This window comes from Acinetobacter sp. ANC 4862, from assembly GCF_004336635.1.
Lineage (GTDB): Bacteria > Pseudomonadota > Gammaproteobacteria > Pseudomonadales > Moraxellaceae > Acinetobacter.
Genome location: NZ_SJXH01000009.1, coordinates 43,807 through 57,557 on the forward strand (window position 1 = coordinate 43,807; position 13,751 = coordinate 57,557).

The window sequence follows — 13,751 nt, forward strand, 5'->3', positions numbered from 1 at the left end:
TGATTAGAATGTACGTGGTGCTGGTGGAATCGCATCAACCGATACTGGCTTGTAACGGACTGGTTTGTACTCAAGACGATTGTCTGAAGAGAACCATAAAGTATGCTTCATCCATTCATCATCACGGCGACCGTAAGAGTAAGTTGGGTGATCTGCTGGTAATTCATAATCAACAACAGTATGTGCACCACGACATTCTTTACGAGCAGCAGCCGAAATCAAGGTTGCTTTAGCCACTTCATACAAGTTTTCAACTTCTAGAGCTTCAACACGTGCAGTGTTAAATACTTTAGATTTGTCTTTTAAATGAATGTTGCGAACACGCGGTTCAAGCGCAAGAATTTGCTTCACACCTTCATCAAGCAATGCTTGAGTACGAAATACACCCGCATGGTCTTGAACGATGTCACGAATTGCATCAGCAACTTCTTGAGCATTTTCACCCGAAGTTGATTCATCCAAATGACGAATACGCTTTCTTGTATTTTCAAACACAGTAGTCGGAAGCGGTTGATACTCATCACCGTGATGTTTAGTCACGTAATCGATGATGTGTTCACCGGCAGCCTTACCAAATACAACCAAGTCAAGCAGTGAGTTCGTACCTAAACGGTTTGCACCATGTACAGACACACAAGAACATTCACCAATTGCATAGAAGCCTTTAACAGGTTTTGTATAGTTACGCTCACCGCCATTGCTTGAGTAAACGTCACCACTCTTGTCATAGCCTGCTGCAAAGTTAGTATCCGAAACACCTTCAGGAACAACAACTTGTCCATGAATATTGGTTGGAATACCACCCATTTGATAATGGATTGTCGGTACTACAGGAATTGGTTCTTTGGTGATGTCTACGTTTGCAAACTTCTTACCAATCTCAAATACAGATGGAAGACGTTTCATGATGGTATCAGCACCCAAATGTGTCATATCAAGCAAGATATAATCACCTTTAGGACCACAACCACGACCTTCTTTAATTTCCTGGTCCATAGAACGTGATACGAAGTCACGTGGTGCCAAGTCTTTCAAAGTCGGAGCATAACGTTCCATGAACGGTTCGCCGTCTTTATTACGAAGGATTGCACCTTCACCACGACAACCTTCAGTCAACAATACGCCTGCGCCCGCAACACCCGTTGGGTGGAACTGCCAGAATTCCATATCTTGCAATGGAATACCAGAACGCGCCGCCATACCAAGACCGTCACCAGTATTGATGTACGCATTGGTAGATGCACGGTAAACACGACCCGCACCACCCGTTGCAAACAATGTCGCTTTTGCTTGGAATACCGCAATATTACCGGTTTCCTGGTCAATTGCAGTTACACCCAGCACATCACCTTCTTCGTTACGGATCAGATCAAGCGCGATCCATTCTACGAAAAATTGCGTACCCATTTTCACGTTGCTTTGATAAAGCGTATGAAGAAGCGCGTGACCTGTACGGTCAGCTGCAGCACATGCACGTGGAACTGGTTTTTCACCATAGTTTGCAGAGTGACCGCCGAATGGACGTTGGTAAATCGTACCGTCCGCATTACGGTCAAATGGCATACCCATGTGTTCAAGTTCGTAAACAACTTTAGGCGCTTCACGACACATAAATTCGATTGCGTCTTGGTCACCTAACCAGTCCGAACCTTTTACCGTGTCATAGAAGTGATAGTGCCAGTTATCTTCTTGCATATTACCAAGAGATGCACCAATACCACCTTGCGCCGCAACAGTGTGTGAACGTGTTGGAAATACTTTAGTCAGAACTGCAACATTCAAACCCGCTTGAGCAAGTTGATATGAAGCACGCATACCTGAACCACCACCACCAACGATGACTGCATCAAAAGTGAGGTGTTGAATGTTTGTATAATCTTCTTTAGGGGTTATCGCGCCCATGATATTTTCCTATCAATTCGCCCAAAAAATCTGGATCGCCCAGATTGCATATGCAAATACAGCAATAATTACTGCTGATGTCAGCACTAGGCGTAAACCTGAAGCTGAAGGACCCATTTGACGAGTAGTCACATAGTCAGTGAATACCTGCCACATGCCGATCCAAGCGTGTGCGACAAGAGATAAGACTGCCAACAAAGATAAAATCTTCATTGGTAATGTCATCATAAAGCCAAACCATTGTTCGTAGTTAAATCCGCCATTGAGAAGGATCCAACCAAATACCACAACAGTATAAACAGCTAATACAACAGCACTGACACGTTGGATAAACCAATCGCGAGAACCTGAACCCGTAAAACCTGTAGCACTTTTCATTAGAGAACAATCCATACAAATGCTGCAACAATACCGATTGCAGACAAGATCAATGAAATAGTAGCTGCTATACGACCACTTTGCAGTTCTTCGGCAACGCCGATATCTGCAAGTAAATGCTTAACACCCGCAATAAAGTGGAATATTAAACCGGCTACAAATACCCATACGATGAAACGCACAATGAAGCTACCGAAGATTGCTTGAACTTGAGCAAAACCTTCAGCCGAAGACAATGATTTGTCTAAAAGCCACAAAAGTACCGGTACGAGTAAAAATACGATGACACCAGAAAGACGGTGTAGAATTGATGCAATAGCCACAGGGGATTTTAAGTTTACTTCTAAAACTTGACCCATGGACAAATTGACAGGTCTGTTGCTTTTCACAGCGGGCATCCTGTAAGTAAAAACTCCATCCGGAGTTTGTTGGAATTAATTCGAAGGAAAGCTAGCATTGTTAGGTATTTGCAGTATCCAGCAATACCTAAACTTAAAACGACAGGGAATTATAAAACGTGAACTATTAAAATACAAACAATCACATTTACCTTTTCCACAAAAAACCACTAAATAAGAATCATTAACATGAATTACCCTATTAAAGTAGACAAAATACATCTAAGAAAACATAGCTATATGCTTGGTTTTTATTAATTAAAATACTATTTGATTGATCGTTTTTTGCTTTTATAATTAAATCAATATATTTAGACTAAAGATGAACAAATCATCCTAATGGCTTGTTATCCTTTTATATAATGTTAAATGAGGAAGACGGCCTGTATATTTTTAAAATAAATATAGGGTATTTATGTAAAAGCACATATGAGCAACATCATGAAACGAAATAACCACTTAGTCTGTGCATAACTCCATATTTCATTCTTATTGTGTTCAACTTTTAAACAAAAAAGTGACTTATTCTTACACAATTGATGAATTAATAGGCATTTAAACCCCATTAAACAAGTTATTTTTTATACAAACGCACACTTTTTTTCGAATGATTAATCGCTTTTTATTATGAATAAGAAAGCAACACTTACCTTAAAGCAATATCGGTAAGTTATGGTAATTAGAATAGTTTAGTTATATAAGAAATTTTAAAAACCCAAAACACCTAGAGTTTTTAACAATTAAAAATTGCTTACAATTCCAACAGCATGCATATTTTTTTCTGCAACTTATCTTTATATGACTTATTATACTGCGTCGATACTGATATTTTCCGTGTGCTTACCGGATTGTTTTTTGACCAACTCCCTGTGGGAGCGTCTCTTTTTATCCATAAGTATAATTGACAAAATTTCAGTACTCACTAATCTTATAGCAAATTTTTGATCCATCTGATTCGCGCATTAAAAGATTAGTACTACGAGTCAGATAAAACATTCACCAGGACAGGAGATCTATTGAATGTCTGAAGCAACTGGCAAAAAAGCCGTTTTACAGCTTGATGGCAAAGAAATTGAATTACCAATTTACAGCGGCACATTGGGCCCAGATGTAATCGACGTTAAAGATGTGTTGGCCGCAGGTCACTTCACTTTTGATCCTGGTTTTATGGCTACTGCTGCATGCGAGTCTAAAATCACTTTCATCGATGGTGGTAAAGGTGTTCTTTTACATCGTGGTTACCCGATCGACCAGTTAGCAACTAAAGCAGACTACTTAGAAACTTGCTACTTATTGTTAAACGGCGAACTCCCAACAGCTGAACAAAAAGTAGAATTTGACGCTAAAGTTCGTAACCACACTATGGTTCACGATCAAGTTAGCCGTTTCTTCAATGGTTTCCGTCGTGATGCACATCCTATGGCGATCATGGTTGGTGTAGTGGGTGCGCTTTCTGCGTTCTATCACAACAACCTAGACATCGAAAATGTTGACCACCGTGAAATCACTGCAATCCGCTTGATTGCTAAAGTTCCGACTTTGGCAGCTTGGAGCTACAAGTACACTATCGGTCAACCGTTCGTTTACCCACGTAACGACTTGAACTACGCTGAAAACTTCCTTCACATGATGTTCGCAACTCCTGCGGATCGTGATTACAAAGTTGACCCAATTCTTGCTAAAGCAATGGATCGTATCTTTACGCTTCATGCTGACCATGAACAAAATGCGTCTACTTCTACAGTACGTTTAGCTGGTTCTACTGGTGCTAACCCTTACGCATGTATCGCTGCGGGTATTTCTGCACTTTGGGGTCCTGCTCACGGTGGTGCGAACGAAGCTGTTCTTAAGATGCTTGATGAAATCGGCTCTGTAGAAAACGTTGCTGACTTCATGGAAAAAGTGAAAACTAAAGAAGTTAAACTTATGGGCTTCGGTCACCGAGTTTACAAAAACTTCGATCCACGCGCGAAAGTAATGAAAGAAACGTGTGATGAAGTTCTTGCTGCATTAGGCATCAACGATCCACAACTTGCTTTAGCGATGGAACTTGAACGTATTGCGTTGTCTGACGAATACTTCATCAAACGTAACCTATACCCTAACGTAGACTTCTACTCAGGTATCATCCTTAAAGCGATTGGTATCCCGACTGAAATGTTTACTGTAATCTTCGCTCTTGCACGTACAGTTGGCTGGATCAGCCACTGGTTAGAAATGCACAGTGGTCCTTACAAAATTGGTCGTCCACGTCAACTTTACACTGGTGAAGTTCAACGTGACATCCAAGGTCGTTAATTCGAAAGAATTCTACGATTTAAAAAACCGCCCTTCCGGGCGGTTTTTTTATGACTCAAAAAATACATTAATTTTTCTTAACACCCAATAAACCACTTTGTTATTTTAAGCTCAGCACAAGCTCACGCTTTTTGAGACAGAAACGGAATACAGTCCTCATAGGTCTGACACTCTTGACCGCGTGATTTTTTAATAAAATAATCCTGCACCATCTGCGCCTGCTGTTCAATGCCGTACTGCAAAAACAACTTACCCTGCTCCAAGACATAACCATATTTACGGTCAAATATTGCCTTACGTACCACAGCCAAACCTTGCTGAATTTGCCAAACGTGAGTCAGTTCATGAATTAACCATGACTGTTTCGCTAACGACAGTTTCGAGAAGTCTTCGCACCAGTTTTTCGGATTGAAATAAATATGTCCATTTGGACTAATCGCATAATTCTTAAAAACAGCCCGATGCGCCACAATTCTAATCGCATCCAGCTGCAAATGCGTACCAAAAACAGACTGCGCAAGCTGCCTTTCACCGGGGGTTAATTTGCGATTTTTAACCTCAAACCACTGATTCAAAGTATGCAATATAGGTTTCATAAATAATGTCATCTGACCGGGCAATAATCATGCATTTTAGCGTTCTTATTCTCCCATTAACCGCTGTAGTTTTTTTGTCTAAATTCGGATTTTTTTTTGTTTTTTTCTCAATAAATGCCGCAATTCGTATATAGTATCGAATTGCTAATTATTGATTAAACATCTATTTGTTTGTCGTCGCGTACACAGCGTTGAACCAATAGCCATAATAAATCACAAGTCTGTGTATATATCCCTATAGGTATAGGATTAAGTTGGAATGAAAAGTTTTAAAATTGCCCTTGCACAATTCTCTCCGCATATTGGCAATATCGAAGCAAATGCTCAAAAAATGCTTGAACAGGTAAATGAAGCCAAAAAACAAAAAGCTGATTTAATTATCTTCCCAGAGCTTTCAACCCTTGGCTATCCTGCGGAAGATTTATTACTCCGCCCTAGCCTTGCTAAACGTACTCAAAAAGCATTTGAGCAACTTAGCCAAGTGAAAGACATAGTCATGGTCTTTGGTTTTGTCAATCAAACAGAAGATGGTCACCGCTATAATGCGGCAGCGGTCATGAAAGATGGTCAAGTGCTGGGTATTTACAACAAGCAGAACCTACCAAACTATAGTGTATTTGATGAAAAACGCTATTTCAGTGAAGGACATCAACACCTTGTTTTTGAATACCTAGGTCATAAATTTGGCGTTTTGATTTGTGAAGATATCTGGTCACTGAGTACCGTACATCAATTATCACAACTGAATGTTGAAACCGCTTTAGTCTTAAATGCTTCACCTTATGAAGTGGGTAAACCGCAACATCGTCTTACCACCATGAGCGAGCTTGCTAAACAGTTGAACATTAATTTGGTTTATACCAACCAAGTCGGTGGTCAAGACGACCTTATTTTTGATGGCACCAGTTTTGTGATCAATAAAGATGGCGGCATTGCTTTACAGGCACCAAGCTTTAAAGAAGATCTTTATTACGCTGAATATGCAGCTGAACAACAAGCTTATAAAGTTGGAGCCGTGACTCCTGTTTTAGATACCATGGCTGAAATTTATCAAGGTCTGGTTTTAGCGACTCGTGATTATATTCAACGCTCTGGCTTCCCTGGTGTGATTCTCGGTTTATCTGGCGGGATCGACTCTGCATTAACACTTGCAATTGCAGTTGATGCGATTGGTGCAGACAAAGTCCAAGCCGTGATGATGCCATATACTTACACAGCTCAAATCAGTGTTGAAGATGCTGCTGCACAAGCGAAGAATATGGGTGTGACTTTCGGTATTGCCGAAATCAATCCAATTGTTCACAGCTTTATGCAAACCCTATATCCATTCTTCGGCAACAGCCCTGCGGATGCGACTGAAGAGAACTTACAGGCACGTTCACGTGGCACACTGTTGATGGCATTATCGAATAAATTCGGTAATCTGGTATTGGCTACCGGCAACAAATCAGAACTTTCTGTAGGTTACTGCACGCTGTATGGCGATATGGCTGGTGGTTATGCCGTTCTCAAAGACGTTTATAAAACGATTGTGTTTGAACTGGCTAAATATCGTAACAGCATTTCAGAAACCCCAGTAATCCCTGAACGTGTGATTACTCGTCCACCTTCTGCCGAACTTCGTCCTGACCAAAAAGACCAAGATTCTTTACCTGCTTATGACGTACTTGATGCGATTCTTTATGCCTATATTGAAGAAGATATGAGCCAAGATGACATCATTGCTAAAGGCTTTAACAAAGAAGTGGTTGAAAAAGTCATTCGACTGGTCGACCGTAACGAATACAAACGTCGTCAAGCTGCGATTGGCCCGCGTATTAGCTCACGCTCATTTAGCCGTGAACGTCGCTATCCAATCATGAATGGATGGGCACCGGGTGCCTAAGCAGGACTTTGCTCAACAGTTTGCTCAAGCGCTTATGCTTGAGCAAACTCGCTTTATTAAAAGACAATTATTCGTAGAACAAAATAATTTATATATAGAAAAATTTATTCATCACATTTACACCCATTCAGATCAAATACTATTAAAACAATGTATTCAACTTGAAGCCCTACAAGATGTGGTTCAAAAATATGCTTTTGAATTGAATTTAGGCGCGGAAATTTTAGAGTTTATCGGCCTTATCGCACAAAGAATTCATCGTCTTGCCATTAATAACCACACTCAAATCAATGAGCTATTTTCTGATGAATCCTTTGAATTATGGTTGTACAAGCTCCTTGAATTAGACCAGTTGCGTCATTATATCCAAGCCAACCTGCAGCACAATCCACAAGTAAACCATGTGAGTTTGCAACTAGCCAATCAAATCCTTGAAAGCAACACTCCTTGGCTTGACCATCTACGCAAGTTAAATACGCATAAATATGCTCTAGGTTCTAAAATACTGAGTTTTATCCAAGACCAGCAACAAAATATTGAACTTAAACTTGAACAGCAACTTGCTCAAACCCTAGTAAAACAGCTAGGCAACATCATTTTATTGCCGAATGAAGAACTTGCCGATATTGCGCTGCATTTATGGGATGATATTAAACAAAGAACTTTAAAAGAAACTTTCTCTCAATTCCAGGCCATCGACTTTGAAGAGTTTTTCATATTGGTCTATGAAACATGGCGACAGTTGAGAAAAGGCGAATATTTACAACAGGTTATTTTGGATGTTGTGGCGGTTTTTTATGATTATTTTGCCGATTACAACCTGCAGGAATTATTGCAGTCTGTTGGACTAAATGAAGCTGATTTGCATCAGGAAGCCCTGCGTTTCTTGCCGCATACCATTCAGGCTCTAGAACAACAGGGATTATTAGACGGGATTCTGCAGCAACTGATCTCGCCTTTTTATTTAAGCGAGACCACACATCAATTTATTGAGCAGTATATCCACGATAAATTGTAATTCTTTTCTCGTCTTTTTTATTTTTATATAAGCCAATACTTTTTTGACCCACAAAAAAAGAGACCACGCTGAGAGCGTGGTCTATAAAAATGGTGGCTATGACGGGACTTGAACCTGTGACCCCCGCATTATGAGTGCGGTGCTCTAACCAACTGAGCTACATAGCCATAAACTGTGTGCGCATTATCTAAATTTCAGCGAGTAGCGTCAAGCCCTTTATTTTACAAGTGTTCAGACTTTAAGCAATTTAAAATTTTTCAGTTAATATTTAAACAAAACGGCTATTTATTCATGCTATTTTCTAATTTAACCGCAAAATTAAAACACCGAAAAATTGAGATAAAGATGAACCCATGCAAATTAATCGCTATCGGTTTAATGACCTTCATCACTACCTCCTGCCAAGTAATTTCCCCAATATTCGTAGATTATAATGGGGTACGCATGGATGTGGCACGATGGATCAACAATCAACAACTTTTGACCATGCAACAAAAACGCAGCTTGGTACAGCTCAGTAAAGCACAACAAAAACTCTATCGACTTGAATACATTCCAGAAGATCAAAAATTAGCGATTGCCACGCAAAACCAGATTGCATTCCATTGCGCATATCAGCATTTAACAGAACATAAAATTAGTCAATTACAATTGATGGTGTTCGGTCCAGAGAAGAAAGACGCTATTCTAGAAAAATATGATCAGGAATTTCCACACATTAAATTAGCAGCAAGCGCCATCCAGTGTGAATAAATTATTTCAAATACAAATTTTAGGCATAAAAAAAGGTCACGCTTATAGAAGCGTGACCTATTAAAATGGTGGCTATGACGGGACTTGAACCTGTGACCCCCGCATTATGAGTGCGGTGCTCTAACCAACTGAGCTACATAGCCAAAACTGTGCGCGTATTATCTATTTCAACATACTGCATGTCAAGAAATATCACACAATAATTGTAAAAAATTTAGTGAAGTGAGCCGATAAGCCGGGTTCTGTCGTGAACGATCATTCCTCTAGGCGCACAATCACTCGTACGCTCAAGCGACCTACCCGAATCCAGCACGGGCCGTGCCTCAGGATTCCTATTTGGTCTTGCTTCTGGTGGGGTTTACCTTGCCGTGAACTGTTACCAGACACGCGGTGCGCTCTTACCGCACCCTTTCACCCTTACCATCTCTCTTGGTCTCCCCGAAGGGAAATTGCAAAGATGGCGGTCTACTCTCTGCTGCACTTGCCGTCGGCTTTCACCGCCCAGGCGTTACCTGGCACCCTGCCCTATGAAGCCCGGACTTTCCTCCCCTGTTTCAATCACGAAGATCTACACAGCAGCGATCGTCTAGCTCACTTCGGGGCGCATCTTATCAAACTTCAGCACTAATTGCTTGTGCTTTTTTGAGCAATCAGTTTTTTATATTTATCCAGCAATTGATCTTGCGACTCCACATGCTCTGGGTCATTCGGAATACAATCGACTGGACAGAATAATTGACACTGTGGTTCATCAAAATGCCCGACACATTCGGTACATAAATCTGGGTGAATTTCATAAATGATTTCACCCATGAAAATGGCCTCATTCGGACACACCGGCTCACACACATCACAATTGATGCATTCATCGGTAATATATAAAGACACGCTACCAACCTTGTTGCTGTTTCCGTTTAAAGGCCTCAACCACAGCTTGCGGTACAAACTGGGTCACATCACCATTTAAACGGGCAATTTCACGTACCAACGTAGATGAAATAAAAGAATATTGCTCTGAAGGGGTTAAAAACACCGCTTCAAAATTTGAATCAAGTCGACGATTCATATTGGCCAGTTGAAATTCATATTCAAAGTCCGATACTGCACGTAAACCACGAAGCACTGCAGTCGCTTTTTGTTCGCGGAAAAAATTCACCAACAAACCATCAAAGCCGACAAACTCTACATTGGGCAAGTGACTTAACGATTTCTGCGCTAAATCCACTCGCTCTTCTAAACTAAAGACTGGATTCTTATGATGACCAATGGCAATGGCAACCACCACTTCATCAAACATTTTCGCTGCACGTGACACCAAATCGATATGACCATTGGTAATTGGATCGAATGTGCCCGGATAAATAACGCGAGTTTTAGACATCCATTTGTACTCTAGTTTATTGTGTAGATGCTTATTTTAACAAAAACTTGTTTTTTTAGTGAATAATCCTCATAAATTTAAAAAACTTCATCTTGGTTCGAGTTGCGGTACAATAGCAGTAAGATTGGAAGTATCAGATTATGGCGAAAGCAAGTATTGTAGTTAAAAAAAATAACGGCGGAACTATTGCACTCAACAAACGTGCCCGCCACGATTATTTTATTGAAGAGAAGTTTGAAGCTGGCCTTTCATTGCAAGGCTGGGAAGTCAAATCAATGCGTGCAGGTCGTATGACCATCGTAGAAAGCTATATTACCTTTAAAAATGGTGAAGCTTTCTTGTTTGGTGCACAGGTTCAGCCTTTACTGAGCGCATCCACACATGTCGTCCCTGAAGCTACGCGTACACGTAAACTTCTGCTGAACCGACGTGAAATTGAAAAGCTGATGGGTGCGATTAACCAAAAAGGTTATTCATGCGTTCCACTGGCCTGTTACTGGAAAGGGCCAAATGCCAAGCTTGAAATTGCTTTAGTCAAAGGTAAACAACTTCACGATAAACGTGCCACTGAAAAAGACCGGGACTGGCAACGCGATAAGGCACGCATTTTCCATAAATAAATTTTTATCTATAAAACAAAAAAACCTCCAGATGGAGGTTTTTTTAATATTCAAATCAACCTGCTTTTATTTTAGCTTATTCAGCAATAAGCCGATATATTCACCAAACCAGATTGCTGTATCTAAATCACCTTGTGGCGGAGTTATTTCTACAGGGGCATTATCAGACTGGGTCATTAAGCCTAAAAAGCTCGACATCCGGTTCAAATCCTCTGCACCACGCCCGGTGGGCATCATCGGCAAGCCTGTCCACAACATGCCATGCTGCATGGCAAACAAATTGATCTGTTGCAATACTGCTAACTTGTCACCGCTCAATCCACCACCATTGGTGAAACCGGCTGCAATTTTGCCTTGCCATGTGCGTGCCAACCAGCGTTTGGAAGACTGCTCCATAAATAACTTCAAAGCAGCAGTTAGACTTCCCATATAAGTTGGGCAACCGAAAACAATCGCATCAGCTTGATCTAGTACATCCCAATTGACATGTTCGATGTTCATGCAATGTACATGAATGCCTGTTTGCTCTGCACCTTGCGCAATAAAAGAGGCAACTTTTGCAGTATGTCCATAGGGGCTGTGATAAACGATGGCAAGAGATTTCGAAGATAAAGACATATCAATAAAAGCAGTAAATTTTAAGCAAGTTTAACAGTTTCAAGCCATAAACACGAATGTCGCCATACGTCCAGTCTTTGCTTCACGGCGATAGGAAAAGTATTCTTCCGCTTGTTGATAGCTACACTGGTCACCACCAAGTACAACATCAACACCGTGTTGCTGCAGAATAAATCGTGCGATAGCATACAAGTCGGCATAAAACTTGGCGGGTTTTTCACTGCATTTAAAAGCACGCTCCAGTTCAGGATATTTTGAACAAAAAGCGAATTTAACTTCTTCACCAATTTCAAAACATGGCTGACTGATCGCAGCACCTAACCATGCCCACGTTGGCTGACTTTGCATGGTCGCAATAGTATTTTCAACAATACCATTGGCCAAGCCTCGCCAACCGGCATGCAAATTCGCGATTTCCGTGCCATCTGCATTGCCGAGCACGACAGGCAAACAATCCGCAGTCATCATCATTAAAGCATGCGCTTTACGCTGGGTGACCAGACCATCACCTTCCAGTGCCTGAAAAGGAATTTCTTCATTGATGGTATGACAAATGGTGCTGTGCGTTTGCGTCATCCAGGTCACCTTATCGACTCCGAATTCAGCAAACTCCTGTAGTAACGCCATACGATGCTGCTGTACACGCTTTGCATCATCATGGACATGCAATGCCAGGTTAAATCCTGCAAGTTCAGGTTGAGCAGAGGGTTGAGTTTTTTGATGATGCACTCGTGTCTGCCCAACAAATACGCCTTGTGGAAGCCCTTGAACAAATTGCATGTCTCTTTCCTTATGATTCATAGCAAGCGATAAAATAGCTTAGTAGGCTTTGTTTTCGCTACGTAACACTTCAACCAGTTGAGCAAAGTCATCTGCCCAAGGTGCTTCAAACATCATCTCCTCACCTGAACGTGGATGAACCAAGCCAAGTTTTGATGCATGTAATGCCTGGCGTTTAAAGCCGCGTAAAGTTTCACCCAGCAATTCAGAAGCACCTGCAGGAACACGTACACGACTCATATACACCGGATCACCAACAAGACCATATCCAAGATAACTAAAATGAACACGGATTTGATGGGTACGACCTGTTTCCAAACGCGCTTGTATACGCGTGAAATGCTGGAAGCGCTCTTTCACATTGTAATGGGTTACCGCATCCTTACCGCCCGGCAAGATGGCCATTTTAATCCGATCAACCGGATGACGTTTAATTGGCTCATCAATGGTGCCACCGGCAATAATTTTGCCGTAAACCACCAGATCATAAATACGGTAGACGGTTTTCTTCGCCAACTGCTTACTCAATGAAAATTGAGATTCCAGGTTTTTCGCAACCACCAGCAAACCGCTGGTGTCTTTATCAATACGGTGCACGAGGCCCGCACGTGTCAACTCAGCAGATTTAGGATAATGATGCAACAAGGCATTCACCAAGGTACCCGAGCTGTTGCCCGCGCCTGGGTGAACCACCATGCCAACCGGTTTATTAATGACAATAATGTCGTCATCTTCATAAACAATATTCAATGGAATATCTTCAGGCAAGCTTTTGGTTTGAACTTCCAACTCAACATTGAGTGTTAAAAGCTCATCGCCCTCACATTTATACTTGGGCTTGACAGTGTTACCATTTACCAACAAATGACCATCTTTCAGCCACTGCTTCAATTTTTCACGGGAAAAATCGTTCCAAACCAGCGCTGCAACCTGGTCGATACGTTGCCCTAAATAGCTTTCATCCAATTGAAATTGCAACGATAAACGTGTTGCAGTTGAGTCTGAAGTATGGTTATCTGCATCCTCAGAATCTTCAAGTAAATTGAAATCAGTTTCAGGGAAATTAGAATTAGAAGATTGTGCTTGACTCATTTGCTCATTCAGACAAAAGTGGTTTAATAGTG

14 protein-coding genes, 2 tRNA genes and 1 other RNA gene are annotated in these 13,751 nt (G+C 41.2%); 5 read left to right on the forward strand and 12 right to left on the reverse strand.

All coding sequences use genetic code 11. The features are described from left to right. Nucleotides 1–3: 3 nt before the first annotated feature. Genes E0409_RS05915 through sdhC form a run of 3 tightly spaced genes read right to left on the reverse strand, consistent with a single transcriptional unit; the run spans nt 4 to nt 2,678 of the window. On the reverse strand, nt 4–1,902 hold the full coding sequence (locus E0409_RS05915; protein WP_131288794.1) for an FAD-binding protein: 1,899 nt from the start codon (nt 1,900–1,902) through the stop codon (nt 4–6). A gap of 12 nt (nt 1,903–1,914) precedes the next feature. Further along, complete coding sequence (gene sdhD, locus E0409_RS05920) at nt 1,915–2,280, reverse strand: succinate dehydrogenase, hydrophobic membrane anchor protein (protein ID WP_131288887.1); 366 nt, start codon at nt 2,278–2,280, stop codon at nt 1,915–1,917. After that, complete coding sequence (gene sdhC / locus E0409_RS05925; protein WP_165541302.1) at nt 2,280–2,678, reverse strand: succinate dehydrogenase, cytochrome b556 subunit; 399 nt, start codon at nt 2,676–2,678, stop codon at nt 2,280–2,282. The genes sdhD and sdhC overlap by 1 nt, the downstream gene beginning before the upstream one ends. 1,020 nt (nt 2,679–3,698) lie before the next feature. On the opposite strand from sdhC, the gene gltA reads away from it, so the two are divergent. After that, complete coding sequence (gene gltA / locus E0409_RS05930) at nt 3,699–4,976, forward strand: citrate synthase (protein WP_131288798.1); 1,278 nt, start codon at nt 3,699–3,701, stop codon at nt 4,974–4,976. A 122-nt stretch (nt 4,977–5,098) separates the two neighbouring features. On the opposite strand, the gene E0409_RS05935 is transcribed toward gltA, so the two are convergent. Then, on the reverse strand, nt 5,099–5,584 hold the full coding sequence (locus E0409_RS05935) for a type IV secretion protein Rhs (RefSeq protein WP_131288800.1): 486 nt from the start codon (nt 5,582–5,584) through the stop codon (nt 5,099–5,101). A gap of 247 nt (nt 5,585–5,831) precedes the next feature. On the opposite strand from E0409_RS05935, the gene E0409_RS05940 reads away from it, so the two are divergent. Together E0409_RS05940 and E0409_RS05945 are read left to right on the forward strand one after the other, a co-directional pair. Then, nucleotides 5,832–7,457, forward strand: coding sequence for an NAD+ synthase (locus tag E0409_RS05940; RefSeq protein WP_131288802.1), 1,626 nt, complete (start codon nt 5,832–5,834; stop codon nt 7,455–7,457). Then, nucleotides 7,450–8,475, forward strand: a complete 1,026-nt coding sequence (locus E0409_RS05945; protein WP_252151775.1) for a hypothetical protein — start codon at nt 7,450–7,452, stop codon at nt 8,473–8,475. Before E0409_RS05940 ends, E0409_RS05945 begins: the two co-directional genes overlap by 8 nt. A gap of 90 nt (nt 8,476–8,565) precedes the next feature. Here E0409_RS05945 and E0409_RS05950 read toward each other — a convergent pair. After that, nucleotides 8,566–8,642: transfer RNA gene (locus tag E0409_RS05950), tRNA-Met, on the reverse strand. Between the two features lie 178 nt (nt 8,643–8,820). Here E0409_RS05950 and E0409_RS05955 point away from each other — a divergent pair. Beyond that, the gene (locus E0409_RS05955) at nt 8,821–9,228 is read left to right on the forward strand and encodes a hypothetical protein (protein WP_171458787.1); all 408 of its coding nucleotides are present in this window, start codon (nt 8,821–8,823) and stop codon (nt 9,226–9,228) included. 66 nt (nt 9,229–9,294) lie between these two features. Here E0409_RS05955 and E0409_RS05960 read toward each other — a convergent pair. From E0409_RS05960 to coaD, 4 genes are all read right to left on the reverse strand, one after another. Next, nucleotides 9,295–9,371 (reverse strand) — tRNA-Met (locus E0409_RS05960). 72 nt (nt 9,372–9,443) lie between these two features. Next, nucleotides 9,444–9,826, reverse strand: an RNA gene (gene rnpB, locus E0409_RS05965) — RNase P RNA component class A. 26 nt (nt 9,827–9,852) lie between these two features. Beyond that, nucleotides 9,853–10,116 (reverse strand): YfhL family 4Fe-4S dicluster ferredoxin, encoded by a 264-nt coding sequence (locus E0409_RS05970; RefSeq protein ID WP_131288806.1) that lies wholly within the window; start codon nt 10,114–10,116, stop codon nt 9,853–9,855. Nucleotide 10,117: 1 nt separating this feature from the next. Next, complete coding sequence (coaD, locus tag E0409_RS05975) at nt 10,118–10,609, reverse strand: pantetheine-phosphate adenylyltransferase (protein WP_131213907.1); 492 nt, start codon at nt 10,607–10,609, stop codon at nt 10,118–10,120. A 140-nt stretch (nt 10,610–10,749) separates the two neighbouring features. On the opposite strand from coaD, the gene smpB reads away from it, so the two are divergent. Next, on the forward strand, nt 10,750–11,229 hold the full coding sequence (gene smpB / locus E0409_RS05980; protein ID WP_131288808.1) for an SsrA-binding protein SmpB: 480 nt from the start codon (nt 10,750–10,752) through the stop codon (nt 11,227–11,229). A 66-nt stretch (nt 11,230–11,295) separates the two neighbouring features. Here the strand turns inward: smpB and E0409_RS05985 are convergent, their stop codons facing one another. The 3 genes from E0409_RS05985 to rluD are packed head-to-tail and all read right to left on the reverse strand — an operon-like array spanning nt 11,296 to nt 13,719. Then, entirely contained in the window at nt 11,296–11,847 is a 552-nt protein-coding gene (locus E0409_RS05985) for a flavodoxin family protein (protein WP_131288810.1), read from the reverse strand. A 39-nt stretch (nt 11,848–11,886) separates the two neighbouring features. Further along, nucleotides 11,887–12,627, reverse strand: a complete 741-nt coding sequence (gene pgeF, locus E0409_RS05990; RefSeq protein WP_131288811.1) for a peptidoglycan editing factor PgeF — start codon at nt 12,625–12,627, stop codon at nt 11,887–11,889. Nucleotides 12,628–12,666: 39 nt separating this feature from the next. Further along, entirely contained in the window at nt 12,667–13,719 is a 1,053-nt protein-coding gene (gene rluD, locus E0409_RS05995; RefSeq protein ID WP_131288812.1) for a 23S rRNA pseudouridine(1911/1915/1917) synthase RluD, read from the reverse strand. Between the last annotated feature and the right edge of the window lie 32 nt (nt 13,720–13,751).